The organism is Ruminococcus flavefaciens ATCC 19208 (assembly GCF_000518765.1).
GTDB classification, from domain to species: domain Bacteria; phylum Bacillota; class Clostridia; order Oscillospirales; family Ruminococcaceae; genus Ruminococcus; species Ruminococcus flavefaciens.
In genome coordinates this window covers 329,741-344,942 of sequence record NZ_KI912490.1, presented here as the reverse complement: position 1 = coordinate 344,942, position 15,202 = coordinate 329,741, and the positions used below count along the sequence as shown (strand labels likewise).

The 15,202-nt window shown below is 43.3% G+C and carries 14 protein-coding genes; 7 read left to right on the top strand and 7 right to left on the bottom strand.

The genetic code is table 11. The features are described from left to right. Positions 1 to 50: 50 nt before the first annotated feature. Positions 51 to 1,109: an alpha/beta hydrolase gene (locus tag L870_RS0111620; RefSeq protein WP_028518287.1), complete on the bottom strand. Its 1,059-nt coding sequence runs from the start codon at positions 1,107 to 1,109 to the stop codon at positions 51 to 53. A gap of 145 nt (positions 1,110 to 1,254) precedes the next feature. On the opposite strand from L870_RS0111620, the gene L870_RS18625 reads away from it, so the two are divergent. The 3 genes from L870_RS18625 to L870_RS0111605 all read left to right on the top strand — a co-directional run bounded on the left by L870_RS18625 (position 1,255) and on the right by L870_RS0111605 (position 3,817). Then, positions 1,255 to 2,244, top strand: a complete 990-nt coding sequence (locus L870_RS18625) for a dockerin type I domain-containing protein (RefSeq protein ID WP_028518286.1) — start codon at positions 1,255 to 1,257, stop codon at positions 2,242 to 2,244. A gap of 267 nt (positions 2,245 to 2,511) precedes the next feature. Then, positions 2,512 to 2,844, top strand: a complete 333-nt coding sequence (locus L870_RS0111610; RefSeq protein ID WP_028518285.1) for a hypothetical protein — start codon at positions 2,512 to 2,514, stop codon at positions 2,842 to 2,844. Between the two features lie 256 nt (positions 2,845 to 3,100). After that, positions 3,101 to 3,817 (top strand): hypothetical protein, encoded by a 717-nt coding sequence (locus L870_RS0111605; protein ID WP_028518284.1) that lies wholly within the window; start codon positions 3,101 to 3,103, stop codon positions 3,815 to 3,817. A gap of 170 nt (positions 3,818 to 3,987) precedes the next feature. Here L870_RS0111605 and L870_RS0111600 read toward each other — a convergent pair whose 3' ends face one another. Both L870_RS0111600 and L870_RS0111595 read right to left on the bottom strand, forming a co-directional pair. After that, on the bottom strand, positions 3,988 to 4,986 hold the full coding sequence (locus tag L870_RS0111600; RefSeq protein WP_028518283.1) for a GGGtGRT protein: 999 nt from the start codon (positions 4,984 to 4,986) through the stop codon (positions 3,988 to 3,990). 14 nt (positions 4,987 to 5,000) lie between these two features. Beyond that, positions 5,001 to 5,693 (bottom strand): iron-sulfur cluster assembly scaffold protein, encoded by a 693-nt coding sequence (locus tag L870_RS0111595; RefSeq protein ID WP_028518282.1) that lies wholly within the window; start codon positions 5,691 to 5,693, stop codon positions 5,001 to 5,003. Between the two features lie 225 nt (positions 5,694 to 5,918). On the opposite strand from L870_RS0111595, the gene L870_RS0111590 reads away from it, so the two are divergent. Together L870_RS0111590 and L870_RS0111585 are read left to right on the top strand one after the other, a co-directional pair. After that, on the top strand, positions 5,919 to 6,386 hold the full coding sequence (locus L870_RS0111590) for a C-GCAxxG-C-C family protein (protein WP_028518281.1): 468 nt from the start codon (positions 5,919 to 5,921) through the stop codon (positions 6,384 to 6,386). Between the two features lie 267 nt (positions 6,387 to 6,653). Beyond that, on the top strand, positions 6,654 to 7,766 hold the full coding sequence (locus tag L870_RS0111585) for a GGDEF domain-containing protein (RefSeq protein ID WP_051411533.1): 1,113 nt from the start codon (positions 6,654 to 6,656) through the stop codon (positions 7,764 to 7,766). Positions 7,767 to 7,810: 44 nt separating this feature from the next. On the opposite strand, the gene L870_RS0111580 is transcribed toward L870_RS0111585, so the two are convergent. The 4 genes from L870_RS0111580 to L870_RS0111565 all read right to left on the bottom strand — a co-directional run bounded on the left by L870_RS0111580 (position 7,811) and on the right by L870_RS0111565 (position 13,579). After that, positions 7,811 to 8,329 (bottom strand): cysteine hydrolase family protein, encoded by a 519-nt coding sequence (locus L870_RS0111580; protein ID WP_028518279.1) that lies wholly within the window; start codon positions 8,327 to 8,329, stop codon positions 7,811 to 7,813. 117 nt (positions 8,330 to 8,446) lie between these two features. Beyond that, positions 8,447 to 10,897: a glycoside hydrolase family 44 protein gene (locus tag L870_RS17485; RefSeq protein ID WP_037272055.1), complete on the bottom strand. Its 2,451-nt coding sequence runs from the start codon at positions 10,895 to 10,897 to the stop codon at positions 8,447 to 8,449. Positions 10,898 to 10,961: 64 nt separating this feature from the next. After that, positions 10,962 to 11,858, bottom strand: coding sequence for a helix-turn-helix domain-containing protein (locus L870_RS0111570; protein ID WP_028518278.1), 897 nt, complete (start codon positions 11,856 to 11,858; stop codon positions 10,962 to 10,964). Positions 11,859 to 11,971: 113 nt separating this feature from the next. After that, entirely contained in the window at positions 11,972 to 13,579 is a 1,608-nt protein-coding gene (locus tag L870_RS0111565; protein ID WP_028518277.1) for a leucine-rich repeat protein, read from the bottom strand. A 158-nt stretch (positions 13,580 to 13,737) separates the two neighbouring features. On the opposite strand from L870_RS0111565, the gene L870_RS0111560 reads away from it, so the two are divergent. Together L870_RS0111560 and L870_RS0111555 are read left to right on the top strand one after the other, a co-directional pair. Continuing rightward, complete coding sequence (locus tag L870_RS0111560; protein ID WP_028518276.1) at positions 13,738 to 14,091, top strand: C-GCAxxG-C-C family protein; 354 nt, start codon at positions 13,738 to 13,740, stop codon at positions 14,089 to 14,091. 72 nt (positions 14,092 to 14,163) lie between these two features. Then, positions 14,164 to 15,192: a 3-deoxy-7-phosphoheptulonate synthase gene (locus L870_RS0111555; protein WP_028518275.1), complete on the top strand. Its 1,029-nt coding sequence runs from the start codon at positions 14,164 to 14,166 to the stop codon at positions 15,190 to 15,192. Positions 15,193 to 15,202 lie beyond the last annotated feature (10 nt).

Here is a 15,202-nt window from a genome sequence, read left to right as displayed (position 1 = left end):
AAAAAAGTTTCAGGCACGAAAAAGGCTGCTGAGATCAGCAGCCCTTGTTATTACAGATTTTTGCTAAAGAAATCGTCAATAAGCTCCACAAGCTCGTCATTTGTGCTGTTGTACAGCTTCTTGTCTATCATATTGATAAAGCTTATGTATTCATCATCGGGAATGTCCTCGCCGTATTTCTTTTCAAGCTCATCACTCTTTGGTGTAAGGACTTCCTCCTTGTATTTCTTGTACTCGGGAGTGTAGAAATAGCTGTTATGTCCGTTTCTGCCCACTTCGTCATATACCTTATACTCCGCATTGGGATTAGTTATCTCGTCCTTATGAGCAATTACCGATGCTCCGTTATAATCTATGACATCATCGTCGTCGCCGTGCAGCACAAGCACAGGTATACCTGACTTGTTTATGCCGTCAACCGCCGATATAGAGGAATTGCTGCCGAATTCTATTTTATTGTACAGCCATACCACAGGATTGAGAGGCTTGCTCCAACCGCCAAATCTTACCTCACAAGTCTCCGAAAGCTCCTCATACGGAGTATTATAACCAGACATAGTAACGCAGGCTTTGACATCATGGTCAAAATTCAGTACAGCTGCCGCTGCATATCCGCCCCAGCTGTGTCCCAGTACAAATTTATCAAATATATTTAGACGAGCATCACTTTCCGCATATGTCAGAGCATTATCAAGGTCGATAACAGACTGTGCCAGACCTTTTGTACCGTCGCCCTCACTGTAACCGCTGCCGGTGCAGTCGTAGGCAAATACACGCCAGCCGCAGTCAACAAGCTGCGTGATAAACGAGAGATACATCTCATGTCCGCTGCCTATGCCATGAGCAAACACGATAAGTCCCTTGTCATTATCCATGCCGTATATGAAGCCTTTAAGGGTATTGTCACCCGATTTAAAGCTCACTTCTTCACGGGGATACTCATTCTCATAATGGTCGTAAAACCATGTAGCAGATTTGTTTTTGTCAGGATAATCACCGCGCCCGAAGCTCTTTGCCATTTCCTTTGACGTTATCACATATGCTATTACAAACGATACAATAAGAAAAATCAATAATATTACAATTGTTCTTTTTAAAACCTTTTTCATTATCTGTACCCCCTTACTTCTTGTTAATTATACCACTTCGCATTTCTGCTGTCAACAAAAGCTGTTTTCTGTGATAATTTCACATTGACATTATATTCCGCTTCTGCTAAAATAAATGTATCAAAATCTTTAATGGAGGTAAACTATGAAAAACACTATCGCTAAAATAACTTGTTCTGTACTCTCTTCTTCTGTACTGCTGATATCATCTGCTGCACAGGCATTTGCTGCATATACTTTCGGTGATGTCAATAACAACGGTTATGTAGATGCAGTAGACGCATCTCTGATACTGTCGGAATACGCAAACAACGCAACTCATAAGGGCGGTACCTTCACAGAAGAACAGAGAAAAGCTGCTGATGTAAACCATGACAATTATGTCGATGCAGTTGATGCTTCATATATCCTTGCATATTACGCATACACATCCACAAGCGGTACTCTTGACCTTGAGACCTTCGTAAACGGCTCATCTGCTGCTACGACCGCTCCGGTGACAACTACAACCACCACAACTACCGTCAATACTACAGTAGATTACAGCAAGGATATATTAGGCTTCTGGGAGCTCAATCAGCAAGATGAAGAAAACACAAATAATTACGGATTATTCTTTACAAAAGAAGGTACCGGCGGAATATTCGATATGACCTCTGACCTTTTCTACTTCAGCGGAAATGACTTTTATGTGACAGGTTCCGCTGTCTCCTCAGGTTCATTCAAGGAGGAAAACGGAACTATAACCGTTGATAACGGTAAGGAAAAGCTTATCGAAATGTCAAGGATAGAAAGCACTGACGGATATTTGGGAACATATCACCTCTATGGCGGTGTATTCTATAACACTATCCTTAACGGCTTCAAAAAGGACCGAAATGCAGGCGCAGATTCAGTATATTCTGTTATTGATTTCTATGAGGAAGGCAAGAGCAGGATAGTCTATAACAACTTCTTCACTTATAAACTGGATGGCAACAGGCTGACAATTACTACAAATGAAAATCTTACTCCTTTATTCAACGGAGCAGGTACTGTAACAATAATCGGAAATACCCTGACTATGGCAGGCGGTGATGAAGCCGCAGTCTTTACAAAGGTTACTCTTCCTTCTGATGAAAAAGTGCTTAAATAAAACTTGTCAAACACTGCGGAATAAATTGTTTCCGCAGTGTTTCTTTGTTCATTTAACTATCACATTTACAAAATCGAAATATATCAGCAATTTCTACAACTCTACACCCCATTTTTCTACAGCAATATAGACAACATTGCAGATTTTTTTTATTGCAGTATAACGAATAAAATTAATAAACTGTAACATTTCAAAAAAAGGGGTTTACAAATGCCCATATTCCAAGTATTATAATAACATAATTTTTATTTTATAGGGGGCTTTTTTATGAAACTTTTTTCAATGTTAGGAGCAATTTACGACGACATCACGACAGGTAACAATTCCTACATCTATGATGAGGATTATGACTGCTTATATCTGCCTGTCAGCAAAGAGTTTGTCAGCCAGATCTTAGGAAGAAAGTGTGAACAGTGCGGAGTTCTTATTTTCACTATGGACAGTAACTTCTGGTATTCGGTTGACAGCGTTCTTATTGACGAAGACGAAACACCAAGGGATCTGAGAGAAGAAATCAATGAATACGTAGATGATCTTGAATTAGAGCATCAGTATCAGGCACTCAGCTGTGCTATCTCAAACGTATTCTGCAAAATCTGACAACGTGAAGGACCGCCTTTTAAAGGCGGTCCTTTTTTATTATTTCCCCTTTCACCAATGTCAAGTTAAATATATTTATATATAGTGTGCGGATTTTTTTCAGTCAAGATAATAAAAAGAGTTACAAATGCTGTAACAATTATTGACTTTCATAAAAGCAGTGATATAATTTATAAAAAGATCGCTCCTGCCGTATATGCGGCTTCAGTGACCAACATAGCGCTCTTATGCAGAGCAAGGAAGAAGGAGATCAAATATGAAGAAAATTATTGCTGTCGGTGCAGTTATCGCAGTTATGACTGCATTTACAGGCTGCTCGGACAAGAAGTCATCAAATGATTCATCAGCTAAAGAGACAACTACAACTGCAACTACAATGACTACAGAAGCTGAGACTACAACTGAAAGCACAACAACTACAGAGCAGACAACAACCTCCGAAGCAACAACTGCTGCCGAGGAAGATACTACAGAGGCTAAGCCTGCTGCTGAAAACGAAGAGGAATACAAGAAAATTACCGTAGAGCTTATGGAGGCAATGACAGCATCAGAAATGCTGGGCAGCGGTTGTATAATTATTGATGCAAACCAGCCTCTTGCATCTGATCCAACATATTACAAGGTCACTGACGGTGAAATAGATTCATACGATTTTTCTGATCTTGACAAAATAAAGTCATTCCTTTCGGATAATTTCACAGGTGAATTCTATAAAGAGCATACCTACCTCATCGAAGGTGACGAGCCTTTCTTTACCGAAGCAGACGGTGTTCTCTATGCAAAAACCGGCGGCAGAGCATATATTTACGGCTGGGACGAATTCGATCCCGAGATCATTTCTGCAAGCGATGACGAGTTTACTGCAAGAGCTGATTACGAGCTTACAGGCGGTGTAACACAGGTAGATATACACATTGTCAAGATCGGCGACAAGTGGCTCGTTGACAGTGCGGAAAGAAAAGAACTGGACTAAAATATAATTAAAGATATTACAAAAGCCGTCCATAGGACGGTTTTTTGCTGTATATACAGGATGACAAACGGGTGACAAAACACGTTATAGTCCCAGAAAATAGTAAAATCCTGACAAGTCGTAAAACCTGTCAGGATTTCATTTTATAGCGTATTATAGCCGATTAGCTATTACTTCATAGCCTCTTCAACAGCAACTGCGCAAGCAACTGTTGCACCAACCATCGGGTTGTTGCCCATACCGATAAGACCCATCATCTCAACGTGAGCAGGAACAGATGAAGAACCTGCGAACTGAGCGTCAGAGTGCATACGTCCCATAGTATCTGTCATACCATAAGAAGCAGGGCCTGCTGCCATGTTATCCGGGTGGAGTGTACGTCCTGTACCGCCGCCTGAAGCAACTGAGAAGTACTTCTTGCCAGCGTCTGTGCGCTCCTTCTTGTATGTACCTGCAACAGGGTGCTGGAAACGTGTTGGGTTAGTTGAGTTACCTGTGATAGATACGTCAACGTTTTCCTTCCACATGATAGCAACGCCTTCTCTTACGTCGTTTGCACCGTAGCAGTTAACCTTTGCACGGAGACCGTCTGAGTAAGCCTTGCGGAATACTTCCTTAACTTCGCCTGTAGCGTAGTCCATTTCTGTCTCGATGTATGTGAAACCGTTGATACGAGCAATGATCTGTGCAGCGTCCTTACCGAGACCGTTAAGGATTACACGGAGTGGGTTCTTACGTACCTTGTTTGCCTTCTCAGCGATACCGATAGCACCTTCAGCAGCAGCGAATGACTCGTGACCTGCAAGGAATGCGAAGCACTCTGTATCTTCTTCGAGAAGCATCTTACCGAGGTTACCGTGACCAAGACCAACCTTACGCTGATCTGCAACAGAACCAGGGATACAGAAAGCCTGGAGGCCTTCACCGATAGCTGCAGCAGCGTCAGCAGCTCTTGTGCAGCCCTTCTTTATAGCGATAGCGCAGCCTACTGTGTAAGCCCACTTTGCATTTTCAAAACAAATTGGCTGGATACCCTCTACGAGCTTGTAGATATCGAGGCCCTTAGCCTTGCATACGTCAGCACACTCTTCGATAGAGCCGATGCCGTAGTTTTTAAGAACAGCGAGAATCTGCTTCTCACGTCTCTCATATGATTCAAATAAAGCCATTTTACAAGTCCTCCTTAGTCTTTTCTTGGATCAACGATCTTAACTGCGTCAGCAACTCTGCCGTACTGGCCCTGAGCCTTTTCAAAAGCAGTGTTTGCATCATCGCCGGCCTTGATGAAGTCCATCATCTTACCAAAGTTGATAAACTTATAGCCGATGATCTCGTTGTCCTCATTAAGAGCAAGACCTGTAATATATCCGTCTGTGAGTTCAAGATAGCGTGGTCCCTTCTTGAGAGTACCATATGTAGTACCGATCTGTGAACGGAGTCCCTTACCGAGATCCTCAAGACCTGCACCAACTACGAGACCGTCCTCAGAGAATGCAGACTGTGAACGTCCGTATACGATCTGAAGGAAGAGCTCTCTCATAGCTGTGTTTATAGCATCACAAACAAGGTCTGTGTTAAGAGCTTCAAGAATTGTTCTGCCAGGGAGGATCTCAGCAGCCATAGCAGCAGAGTGAGTCATACCTGAGCAGCCGATAGTCTCAACGAGAGCTTCCTGGATAACGCCTTCCTTTACGTTAAGTGTGAGCTTGCAGGTACCCTGCTGAGGTGCACACCAGCCGATACCGTGTGTAAATCCGGAAATATCCTTTATCTCCTTAGCCTTTACCCATTTTGCTTCCTCAGGTATCGGAGCTGCGCCGTGAGCAACGCCCTGTGCGATCGGGCACATTGTTTCAACTTCGTGCGAATAAATCATTATAAATACTCCTTTCGGTTTTTAGACAGCCGAATAAACTGCCCTTGCATACAGTAAACATTATACTACATTTCAGAATGTTAATCAAGAAAAAAGCTCAAAAATAAGAATCCATTTTGTTAGGACGTAATAACATTGAAGAATGTTTTTTCGCCGTCACGCGTTGATTTTACGCCGGAAAAGAGATATAATTATTCTATCGACACTTATCAAGGAGTTGTTTTTATGAAATACGATCATGCTGACAAAGCCTGTCAGCTTTTTGCAGACGGACTCAACTGTGCTCAGTCTGTCCTTGTTGCTTTCTGCGATGTTACGGGACTTGACAAAGAGCTTGCTATAAAGCTTTCCTCCTCATTCGGCGGTGGAATGGGGCGTATGCGCGAGGTCTGCGGCACCTGCTCTGCCATGTTTATGATAGCAGGCATAGTCTACGGACCGGGAGAAAGCTTCTCACATGAAGATAAATCAGAGCATTACAAGAGGATACAGTATCTCGCATCTCAGTTCAAGGAAGCCCATGATACTATTATCTGCCGCGAACTGCTGAAGGGACTGACAGTAACAAGCACTCCCGAGCCCGAAAAAAGAACAGAGGAATACTATAAAGTACGCCCCTGCGTCAGATTCGTTCGTACTGCTGCTGAAATATTAGACAGATATTTATCTGAAAGCCCACCCGCAAACGGCTGATTTTCGCAAAAATAACATATCGTGCAAGCAGTCGGAAATTGCTCTTTTATGGCAAATTTTACATAAATTGCGCTTTCACGATCAAAAGTTTTTATTCATCTTCTTATCCACCGTATAAAGCCAAAAAAGTCAAAGATATTTATTATTTTTTCATATACAGGCGTTTTTTTACAATTTATTTATTGAAATTTGTATTGATTTGATGTATACTATTGTATAATAGATTATTATGAGTAAAAACTCACCCGAAGGGAAGTGACTATTTTTATGACCTTCCGAAAAAGTTCGGAAATCCTGCGTGAGTTTATAGAAGACCATCAGCATTTATTTGACAATACACACGAAAAAGCAATTTACGTGATCGGTCTGTGCGGCTGTCTCTTTGCACATATTTCCTATTTTATCATGTTTTATATGCTGCATATAAAGGAAATGATATACTTCAATATCGGCAGCATCGCGTTTTATTTAACAACACTGATACTTATACCTGTTTTAAAAGATAATAAAGGCATTCTGGTCTATCTCTCCGATCTTGAGATCATAGCTCATGCGGCATATGCCACACATCTTATCGGCTGGAAACCCGACTTCGGTATGTTCCTGCTGCTGATAATCCCTGCAACCTTCCTTACTCAAAGCAAGCACTTCTATGTCCCTTTCATCGTCACATCCATTGCGATGGGGATATATCTTTATTTGAAGATCACAGTTACAGATGATACTGTTTTTAAATACGCCCTTGAGGACGCAGGTACTCTCAGAGCCATGCATATAACCAATGTTTTTATCGGTGCTTTTGTTATGCTGTTCGCTTCTTCAAGTTATATGCTTCAGCGTGAATATATGGAATTCAAGCTCGTACATCAGCGCGAGACTTTCAAAAATCTTGCTTCAATAGACCCTCTTACACAGCTTTACAACCGCCGCGCTATGAATGAGAATATAAGAACTATCCGCAGAGAATGCCCTACTCCTTCTACAAGCTATGTTATCGGTATAGGTGATATAGACAACTTCAAGAGGATAAACGATACCTACGGACACGATATAGGCGATAAGGTATTGGTTTATGTCGCCAATCTCTTTATAAGCCTTATACCCAAGGGTGGCTATGCCGCAAGATGGGGCGGTGAGGAATTTCTCTTCGTTATCCCCGAAGCCACTATCAAAGACGGTGTCGAATTTACGGAAAAGCTGCATAAGTCGCTGAGAGCACATATTTTTGAAATTGAGGACTGCGAATTCGGCGTTACTATGACATTCGGCGTAAACACGGGAATACAGACCGATAAAATAGACAGTGTTATCACAAAAGCCGACAAACGCCTCTACAAAGGAAAAAACAACGGGAAAAACCATACAGAGTTTACAGATTAAAAAACGGAAGGCATTAAATATTATACCTTCCGTTTTTGTTTTATTCAGATGTACTTTACACCGAGAGATGTGAGTTTATCTCTCATTTTCTTATGCTTCGCATCAGGGAAACGGCAGCCTGTGCTCTTTTCGATTATACTTACGCTGAGTCCTGCCTTGACTGCTCCCTTTGCCGTAGCTCCTACACAGCCGCACTCGTCAAGTCCGCACAGAACTACCTCTTTATAGCCCTGAGCTTTCATGTGCTCCCTGAATTTTGCGGCAGTAAAGGTATCGGGAAGATTTTTCTCAAAGTACAGGTCTGTGACCTTGTCCATTCCCTTGTAAAGCTCCGCGCCCTCCGTTCCCTTTATGGAAAAGCCTATGAACCACTTATTTGTGATTATATTCGGGAACATCTGCGCAATATAGATAACATCATCGCCGTTTGCGTGAAATTCACTGATGCTCCTGTTCACTTCCGCTGTGAGCTTTTCAGTATCATAGCTGAATTTCTTCATTCTCTTGTCCCAGAGATAATCATTCTGCATATCAATTACGATAAGTGCCTTTTTGTCCGCCATTTTCAGTTCCTCATTTCAAATTTTGTTAAAAGTATTATATCACGTAAAAGTCATATTGTCAAGCAAAAAGGACTCCATTCGGAGTCCTTTTTTATGAGAGGTATTAAAAAATAGAGATCACTTTTCGGGAAGCGAAGGAATAAGCTTGAGCAGATATCTCTGTATTGATACTGCGTCATTTGTTGTAACTCCGTCTCCTGTGTTGTAAACATCGGCATTCTTTGAGCCCTTATCTGTGATATGGCTCTTTTCTGTACCTGTAAGACCGTACTTGTTTGGATTTGCAAGGCTCTGCATAATGAGTACAGCATCTGAAAGGTCAACTGTATCGTCGCAGTTAGCGTCGCCGTACTTAACATCGGAAGGTGTACCTGATGTGGTCGCTGTTGTTGATACAGCAGTTGAAGTTGTAGTCTTAGCAGTAGTAGTTGTTGTTACTGTTGTGGTAGTTGTTGTTGTATCAGGCTTTACTGTAGGTGTTTCGCCCTGTGCATACTCATATACTACCTGTATGCTCTTGTAATCAACTGCGATAACATCTTCTACGGAAGCTTCGCTCTTTTCGGAAGCGTCCCACCACTTCTGGAGCTCTATCTTGCCGTCAGCAACAGTAGCTTTAAGCTCTTCAACTACCTTGTCAGCACCCTCGCCTGTTTCCTTGTTGAGTATGCCGTCAAACTTGACTGTAGCTGTAGAATTGCCCAGATTAAGGCTGTAGCTCTTGTATGTCCAGAAGTTCTCGCCTGCGTCTGAAACCGCATTTATACATACTGCGCAGCCTGCTGTTCCCCAGCTTGAGCCTGCACTTGAAGTAACATCACCGTTGATGATGATCTTTGAAAGGTGCTTAGCGTCCTCGATAGGTACTACAACGTAGCCCTTGTCGTTTGTAAGCTTCTTTATATCTGTGAATTCTTTTGTTACTGTCTCAGTCTTTGTCTCTTCAAAGGTCTTGAGTCCGTCAAAAGCGTCAGCCTTATCGGATACTACTACCATAGCAGCAGAGAAAGCAGGGAGTTCAACATTTACCTTGTTGTCCTTTACGTCCTTAACAATGTCAATGAGCTTTATCTGCTCGTCGTCGCCGTAAATAGCGTATACAGCTGCCGATTTATAGCTGTTGTCTGTGTTTTTAAGGTCGATAACAGCATTCTCAGCTTCCTTGAGATTTTTGTTTGTGACCATTACAGTTACCTGTGAGTCGTCCTTTGCATTTACAGCTGCATATGTGCTGGACTTTGAAACGTCCTCTGTCTTTGCAGGAACAAGAGTATCGCCGAAGCAGCCGCCCTTGCCGTCATAGTTTGTGTAAAGGTTGATACCTGAAACGATGAACGGCTCGCCGCCCCAGAGCGATGCGAAGTAAACGCCGTTATCTGCATAACAGCCAAGTGCCTCGACCTCAGCGATAGTACCCGAAGCGTCATTTCCGCCGCCGAAGTTGTACTCTGAGATACCAAGCTTTGTGCCCGGGTAGTACTTGTCGATAGAAGCCTGTATAGTCGGGAGTATCGGTACGTTCTGCATACACCACTGACCTATCCAGCTGTTCTCGGAGAAGCCTTCCTCATAGAGAGTACGTACAGACTGGAGTCTGTCCTCAATGCCGTTTCTTGCAGACTCTGAATAATAGTGGATATCAAGTACATCGAGAAGTCTTGTACCTGTCTCCTCGGAAGCCTTTTTCATCTGATCGAGGTAGCAGTCAAGATACCAGTGATAGTTATTTGCAGCCTTAACTTCCTCCCACTCGGTATGTGCATCGTCATCATCGAGGTGATCGAAGGCTGTATAGCCGTAGAGAGCAGGTCCGAATACCTCTGCATCGGGATCAAGCTTCTTTACGTTTCTTGCCATTTCTATGGACTTTTCACCAAGCTCCTTGATAGTTACGGGCTCGGGGTGCATTCTGCTGTGTGTGTCGTTCCAGAGAACAGGCTCATTGTCAAGGCTGTAGCCCTGAATACCTGTCTCAGACTTTGAATTGCCCAGCTTCTTGATGATGTAGTTCACGTACTCGTCCATGTAGACTACGCCGTCTGTAAGATCGGGTGTATCGGCAAAATCAGTTCCCTTTGTGAGAACTACCTTGTTCCAGCGCTTTGAAGGAGCTTTCTCCTCCTCCGTTACTGTACCGTCCTTGTCTGCCGAAACATAGCCTGCAAGCTGTAATGTTGTGAGCTTGTAGCCCACATTGTTCTTTGCTGCGTCCTTTGAGAGTACCTGAACGCAGTCAGCGGGATCGTCTGATTCTGAGAGATTTGTGTCCGAGCTGTGCTTCCAGTCAGAACCTGCGTTGGAAGCGTTTGTCTCCCAGTTATATGCTGTCATACGGTTGCCGCCCTGACGGACAGCATTGGTTTTCACGTCCTTGAGATTAGTGGTGTACTGGTTCACGCCATAGATAAGGGGAGATATCTCTTTTCGCTCACCCTTGAGATCGACTGTGATATTCATATCATAGCCGCCTGCTGCATTTGCGATACTGCTTGGGATACCGCTCATAGGAGCAGTAACTGCACAGCCTGATACGACACAGGCTGCAAGAAACGCTGCTGTCTTTTTCATGTTTTTTCCTCCTGTTTTTTACCCGTGCCTAAACGGTTTTTTTAACAGCTTATGCTGTTATCGCCTATAGCTCGCCTTCCTTCCACCACGGCACCTGCGGCACTATCTCGTCCTGTTCACCGTTCTCGCGCCTGAAAGCTCCGCGCTCCCATAATTCAACATTGGGATCCATGTATTTCAGGTAGTTGGTAATGGTCTTAGCCAGTACCAGTATAAGAGTAAGTGATGTATGATGTGTGTAGCCGTAGAGTATAACAGGCTGATCATTAATATCGGCAGAAACGCGCCAGACAAGTCCGAAGCGGTCGAGCCTGTCGATGATGTGCTGGACCTTTTCCGACGGTATATCCAGCTTTTCCGATATCATCGCTACCGAGAACATCTTGTTCCTTACGCTTGCTCCGAGATAGCTTATTATACTTATTGCATCATCGTCGGCAAGTGTATTGAACAGCCTTACCATATTTGTGGTGTCACCGAAGTAGGAATTAACGCCCTTTTCGGGTATCTCAAGGAAACAGAAGTACCTGAGATCGGTATTCAGCCGTGAGAGTGCTAATTCACGGTCTGTTTTAAGTCCTGCAAAGGTCTCGTGCTCAAAGCTGCTGCGCAGCCTGCCCACTGTATCTTTATTCGGGTTGCAGGCGCAAAGCGCAGTATACATCATTTTCATAAAAAGCTCTGAACGCTTTTCTTCGGGAACAGAGCGTACCTCGTCGTCTATGAGCTGTTCGATATCGCGCTCGCTGTCCATGACCTTTACACCGAAAAGAGAATCGAGTGAGATGTTTAGCTCCTTTGCAAGCCGCGGAAGAAGCTCTCCGTCGGGATAGCTGGAATTCTCCCATTTTGATACTGCCTGCGGTGAAACGTTGAGCCGTGCCGCAAGCTGCTCCTGAGTCAGCCCTAAAGCTTTTCTGCGTTTAACAAGGTTTGTACGGAAAGTGCTGTTTTTATCCATTTCACACCTCACCTTTTCGTTTCTATATTTATTCTACCACAACCTCAGGTAGAATACAAGCGAATAAAAATAGATTAAATACAACTATTGGTTGATATTTGCTGTTCGTTATACTATTTTGCAGTATTCAGAAGCAGCTTCCTGAGCTTTATCATATCAAATACATCGGTACTTCCGCTGAGATCAAGGTCTGACAGAGGATAGTCCTCATCATTTATAGTTTCTTTTCCAAGAAGATACCTGCTCATCTTCACAAGGTCGGATACTCCCAACTCGCCGTCTGTGTTAAGATCTCCGCAGCTGTACCTGCATTCGGGCATAACCTCGCTCTGAAAGCTGTGAAGAGAAGTAACCTTATATATTCCCCATTTTCCGTGAGCACCGCCTGCTTTTTTCAGCTCTGCGTCCGACTTCATGAACCAGTCGTAAGATATTTTTTCACTGTCAATATCGTCCCATGTAGTGTCGATATGGAAATAGTGACCGCCAAGCTTTACGATATTCCATGCGTGTATATCACTCTGTACAAAGCAGGTCTCTATCCCTGCTTCATGGTAAAGCAGATTGCATATCCTTGCGTATCCGTCGCAGACAGTAGTTTCATTCATAAATACAGAAGCATCATTGTGGTTTTTTCTGCTTGATCTGTCTCCCGGGTCATATTCGGTATTACTGCAAACCCAGTCATGAAGCGCCTTTACTTTTTCAACATCTGTCATATCGTCTGTAATATTTTCCTCAACTATCTTCCTGACCTGTGCCATGATGTACTGATTTATAAATCCCACATCATCAGATGAGGCAAAATTTCTGAAAATAAAATCCTTGTACTCGGGAGCGAAATCCCCTGTCTTACTGTCAAAAGCAGGCTCCGAGTTTATATAAAAAAGCTTCGGACAGCTGCTGAAAGAAGCATCGGAAGTTACATCAGCATCTGTTAGGTTTATATTCTCAAGCTCGGGGCAGTCATAAAAACTGAGGTCGTCGAGAGCTATCCTGCCGGAAAAGCTTATTTCCTTCAATGAACCGCAGCCGCTGAAAGCACGTGATCCCACCTTAGAGTCAGTTAGCTTTATGCTTTTCAGTGATCTGCAATTTGCAAAAGCGCTTCTGCCGATAACCGACGGCTTTTCAAATCCCACCTCGCCTAAATTTGTATTGAAAAAAGCATAAGATCCGACTTTAACTCTGTTGTACTCCGTGGGCATCTTTACAGTTTCCAGAGCTGTGCAGTCTTTATATGCATCGCTGGGAAATTCAAGTAAACTCATATTATCGGCAAAGCCGATGATCTTCAGCTTTGTGTTATCCTGAGAGCCTATCTCGCTTGCATCGGTAACAAATGGCAGATAAAGCTCCTCTACATTTGAATCAGAAATATAATAATTATAAAATTCGACATCCGGGTATGTTACTGATCTTACAAAGGGATAATCGCTCCATACGATATCGCATTTTTCAACTTTTAACCCGTCAATATATTCGGGTATCACTACTTTTTCCTTATTGCCATTATATCCGCGCAAAGTAACATTTTCGTCGTAATACCCGGATTTAGAAGCTTCCCATTCATCTGTTTCAACCTTTATTTCTCTGCCATATGGATAAATGGAATATATCTCTGCCGCATATCCTGAAATACTGCCCGTACTGCCAACAGTCGGTACAACCGTAAGTATCAAAGCTCCTGCGGTTATTGCTGTGTTTTTTATTTTATTCATTGCTATCCTCATTTCCAAAAAATCTATATATTAATAATAGCACAAAATGGCATAAATTTCATCATTTTTTTATGAACCGACTTTTTTCCGAAAAGCTGTCTTTACTTTTTGCGCTTTTTCTGCTATTATATAGATATATGATCTAAGGAGTGATATAAATGGCAGAAAAAACCGAAAACGCAGTCAAGTATCACAAGAGCTTCTACAGCTGTTCCGCATCTGTACTCTGTGCCTTTGCCGATGAAGCAGGAATGGACAAGGAGCAGGCAAAAACCGCAGCTGCTCCCTTTGCAGGGGGAAAAATGGGCAAATGCGGTGCTGTAATGGCGGCTGAATACGTTCTTGCAAGCAAGTACGGAAAAGATACGGACAAGATAAACGAATTTGAAACTGAATTCATCTCGCGCAACAAATCTGTCATGTGCCGCGAGTTAAAGAGCGGACTTCGCTCATGCAGGGGCTGTGTTACCGATTCAGCCGAGATACTGGAAGAAATGCTCGGCAAAGGTTAAAGCCGCAGCTGCTGATACCATTAAAGTGATATGAGCATTTTGTTATAAATCATCAGAGAGGGAGAGAAATATATGAATATGAACTTCAAATGCAAGCTTCCTATCCCAGCCGAGGTCAAAGCACAGTACCCCGTTTCGGAGAAGCTTCAAAAAGTCATAGAAGCAAGAAACAAACAGATAGCTGATGTTATCAGCGGAAATTCTGACAAGCTGCTCCTTATTATAGGACCATGCTCCGCAGATATAGAGGAAAGCGTTCTCGATTACATCTGCCGTCTGAGAAAGGTGCAGGACAAGGTCGAGGATAAGATACTCATAGTACCGCGTATCTATACCAACAAGCCAAGAACTACAGGCAAGGGCTACAAGGGAATGCTCCACCAGCCCGACCCAAGCAAGGAGCCTGATATGTACAAGGGTATAGTTGCAATACGTGAAATGCATCTCCGCGCAATTCAGGAAACAGGCTTTACCTGTGCTGATGAGATGCTCTACCCCGAAAACCACCGTTACCTCAACGACCTTCTCGGATATGTGGCTGTGGGAGCACGTTCTGTTGAAAATCAGCAGCACCGTCTTACTGCCAGCGGTCTGAATATACCTGTAGGCATGAAAAACCCTGTAAGCGGCAGTATCCCAGTGCTTATGAACTCTATTGAGGCTGCACAGTCAGGTCATACATTTCTTTACCGTGGCTGGGAGGTAAGCACAAAGGGCAATCCCCTCGCACATTCCATACTCAGAGGCTTTGAGAACAATCACGGTCAGCATATGCCTAATTATCACTATGAGGACTTACAGCTCCTCTTCGATATGTATCAGCAGAAGGGCTTTGAAAATCCTGCCGTAATAGTTGACACAAACCACTGCAACTCAGGCAAGCGCCCTCTGGAACAGCCAAGAATAGTCAAGGAAGTCATCAGCAGCTGCCGCTATAACAGCGATATCCGCAAGCTTGTGAAAGGCTTCATGGTCGAAAGCTACATCGAAGACGGCTCACAGAAGATAGATGAGCATATCTACGGAAAATCTATCACAGACCCTTGCCTCGGCTGGGAAAAGACCGAAAAGATGATACTGGATATTGCAGACAGATTATAATCGATTTAAA

Excerpts from the sequence above, each read along its gene's own strand:
- L870_RS0111595 (WP_028518282.1), bottom strand. The coding sequence starts at position 5,693 with ATGATTTATTCGCACGAAGTTGAAACAATGTGCCCGATCGCACAGGGC.
- L870_RS18625 (WP_028518286.1), top strand. The coding sequence starts at position 1,255 with ATGAAAAACACTATCGCTAAAATAACTTGTTCTGTACTCTCTTCTTCT.
- L870_RS0111555 (WP_028518275.1), top strand. The coding sequence starts at position 14,164 with ATGAATATGAACTTCAAATGCAAGCTTCCTATCCCAGCCGAGGTCAAA.
- L870_RS0111580 (WP_028518279.1), bottom strand. The coding sequence starts at position 8,329 with ATGGCGGACAAAAAGGCACTTATCGTAATTGATATGCAGAATGATTAT.
- L870_RS0111590 (WP_028518281.1), top strand. The coding sequence starts at position 5,919 with ATGAAATACGATCATGCTGACAAAGCCTGTCAGCTTTTTGCAGACGGA.
- L870_RS0111605 (WP_028518284.1), top strand. The coding sequence starts at position 3,101 with ATGAAGAAAATTATTGCTGTCGGTGCAGTTATCGCAGTTATGACTGCA.
- L870_RS0111585 (WP_051411533.1), top strand. The coding sequence starts at position 6,654 with ATGACCTTCCGAAAAAGTTCGGAAATCCTGCGTGAGTTTATAGAAGAC.
- L870_RS0111600 (WP_028518283.1), bottom strand. The coding sequence starts at position 4,986 with ATGGCTTTATTTGAATCATATGAGAGACGTGAGAAGCAGATTCTCGCT.
- L870_RS0111565 (WP_028518277.1), bottom strand. The coding sequence starts at position 13,579 with ATGAATAAAATAAAAAACACAGCAATAACCGCAGGAGCTTTGATACTT.
- L870_RS17485 (WP_037272055.1), bottom strand. The coding sequence starts at position 10,897 with ATGAAAAAGACAGCAGCGTTTCTTGCAGCCTGTGTCGTATCAGGCTGT.
- L870_RS0111570 (WP_028518278.1), bottom strand. The coding sequence starts at position 11,858 with ATGGATAAAAACAGCACTTTCCGTACAAACCTTGTTAAACGCAGAAAA.
- L870_RS0111610 (WP_028518285.1), top strand. The coding sequence starts at position 2,512 with ATGAAACTTTTTTCAATGTTAGGAGCAATTTACGACGACATCACGACA.
- L870_RS0111620 (WP_028518287.1), bottom strand. The coding sequence starts at position 1,109 with ATGAAAAAGGTTTTAAAAAGAACAATTGTAATATTATTGATTTTTCTT.
- L870_RS0111560 (WP_028518276.1), top strand. The coding sequence starts at position 13,738 with ATGGCAGAAAAAACCGAAAACGCAGTCAAGTATCACAAGAGCTTCTAC.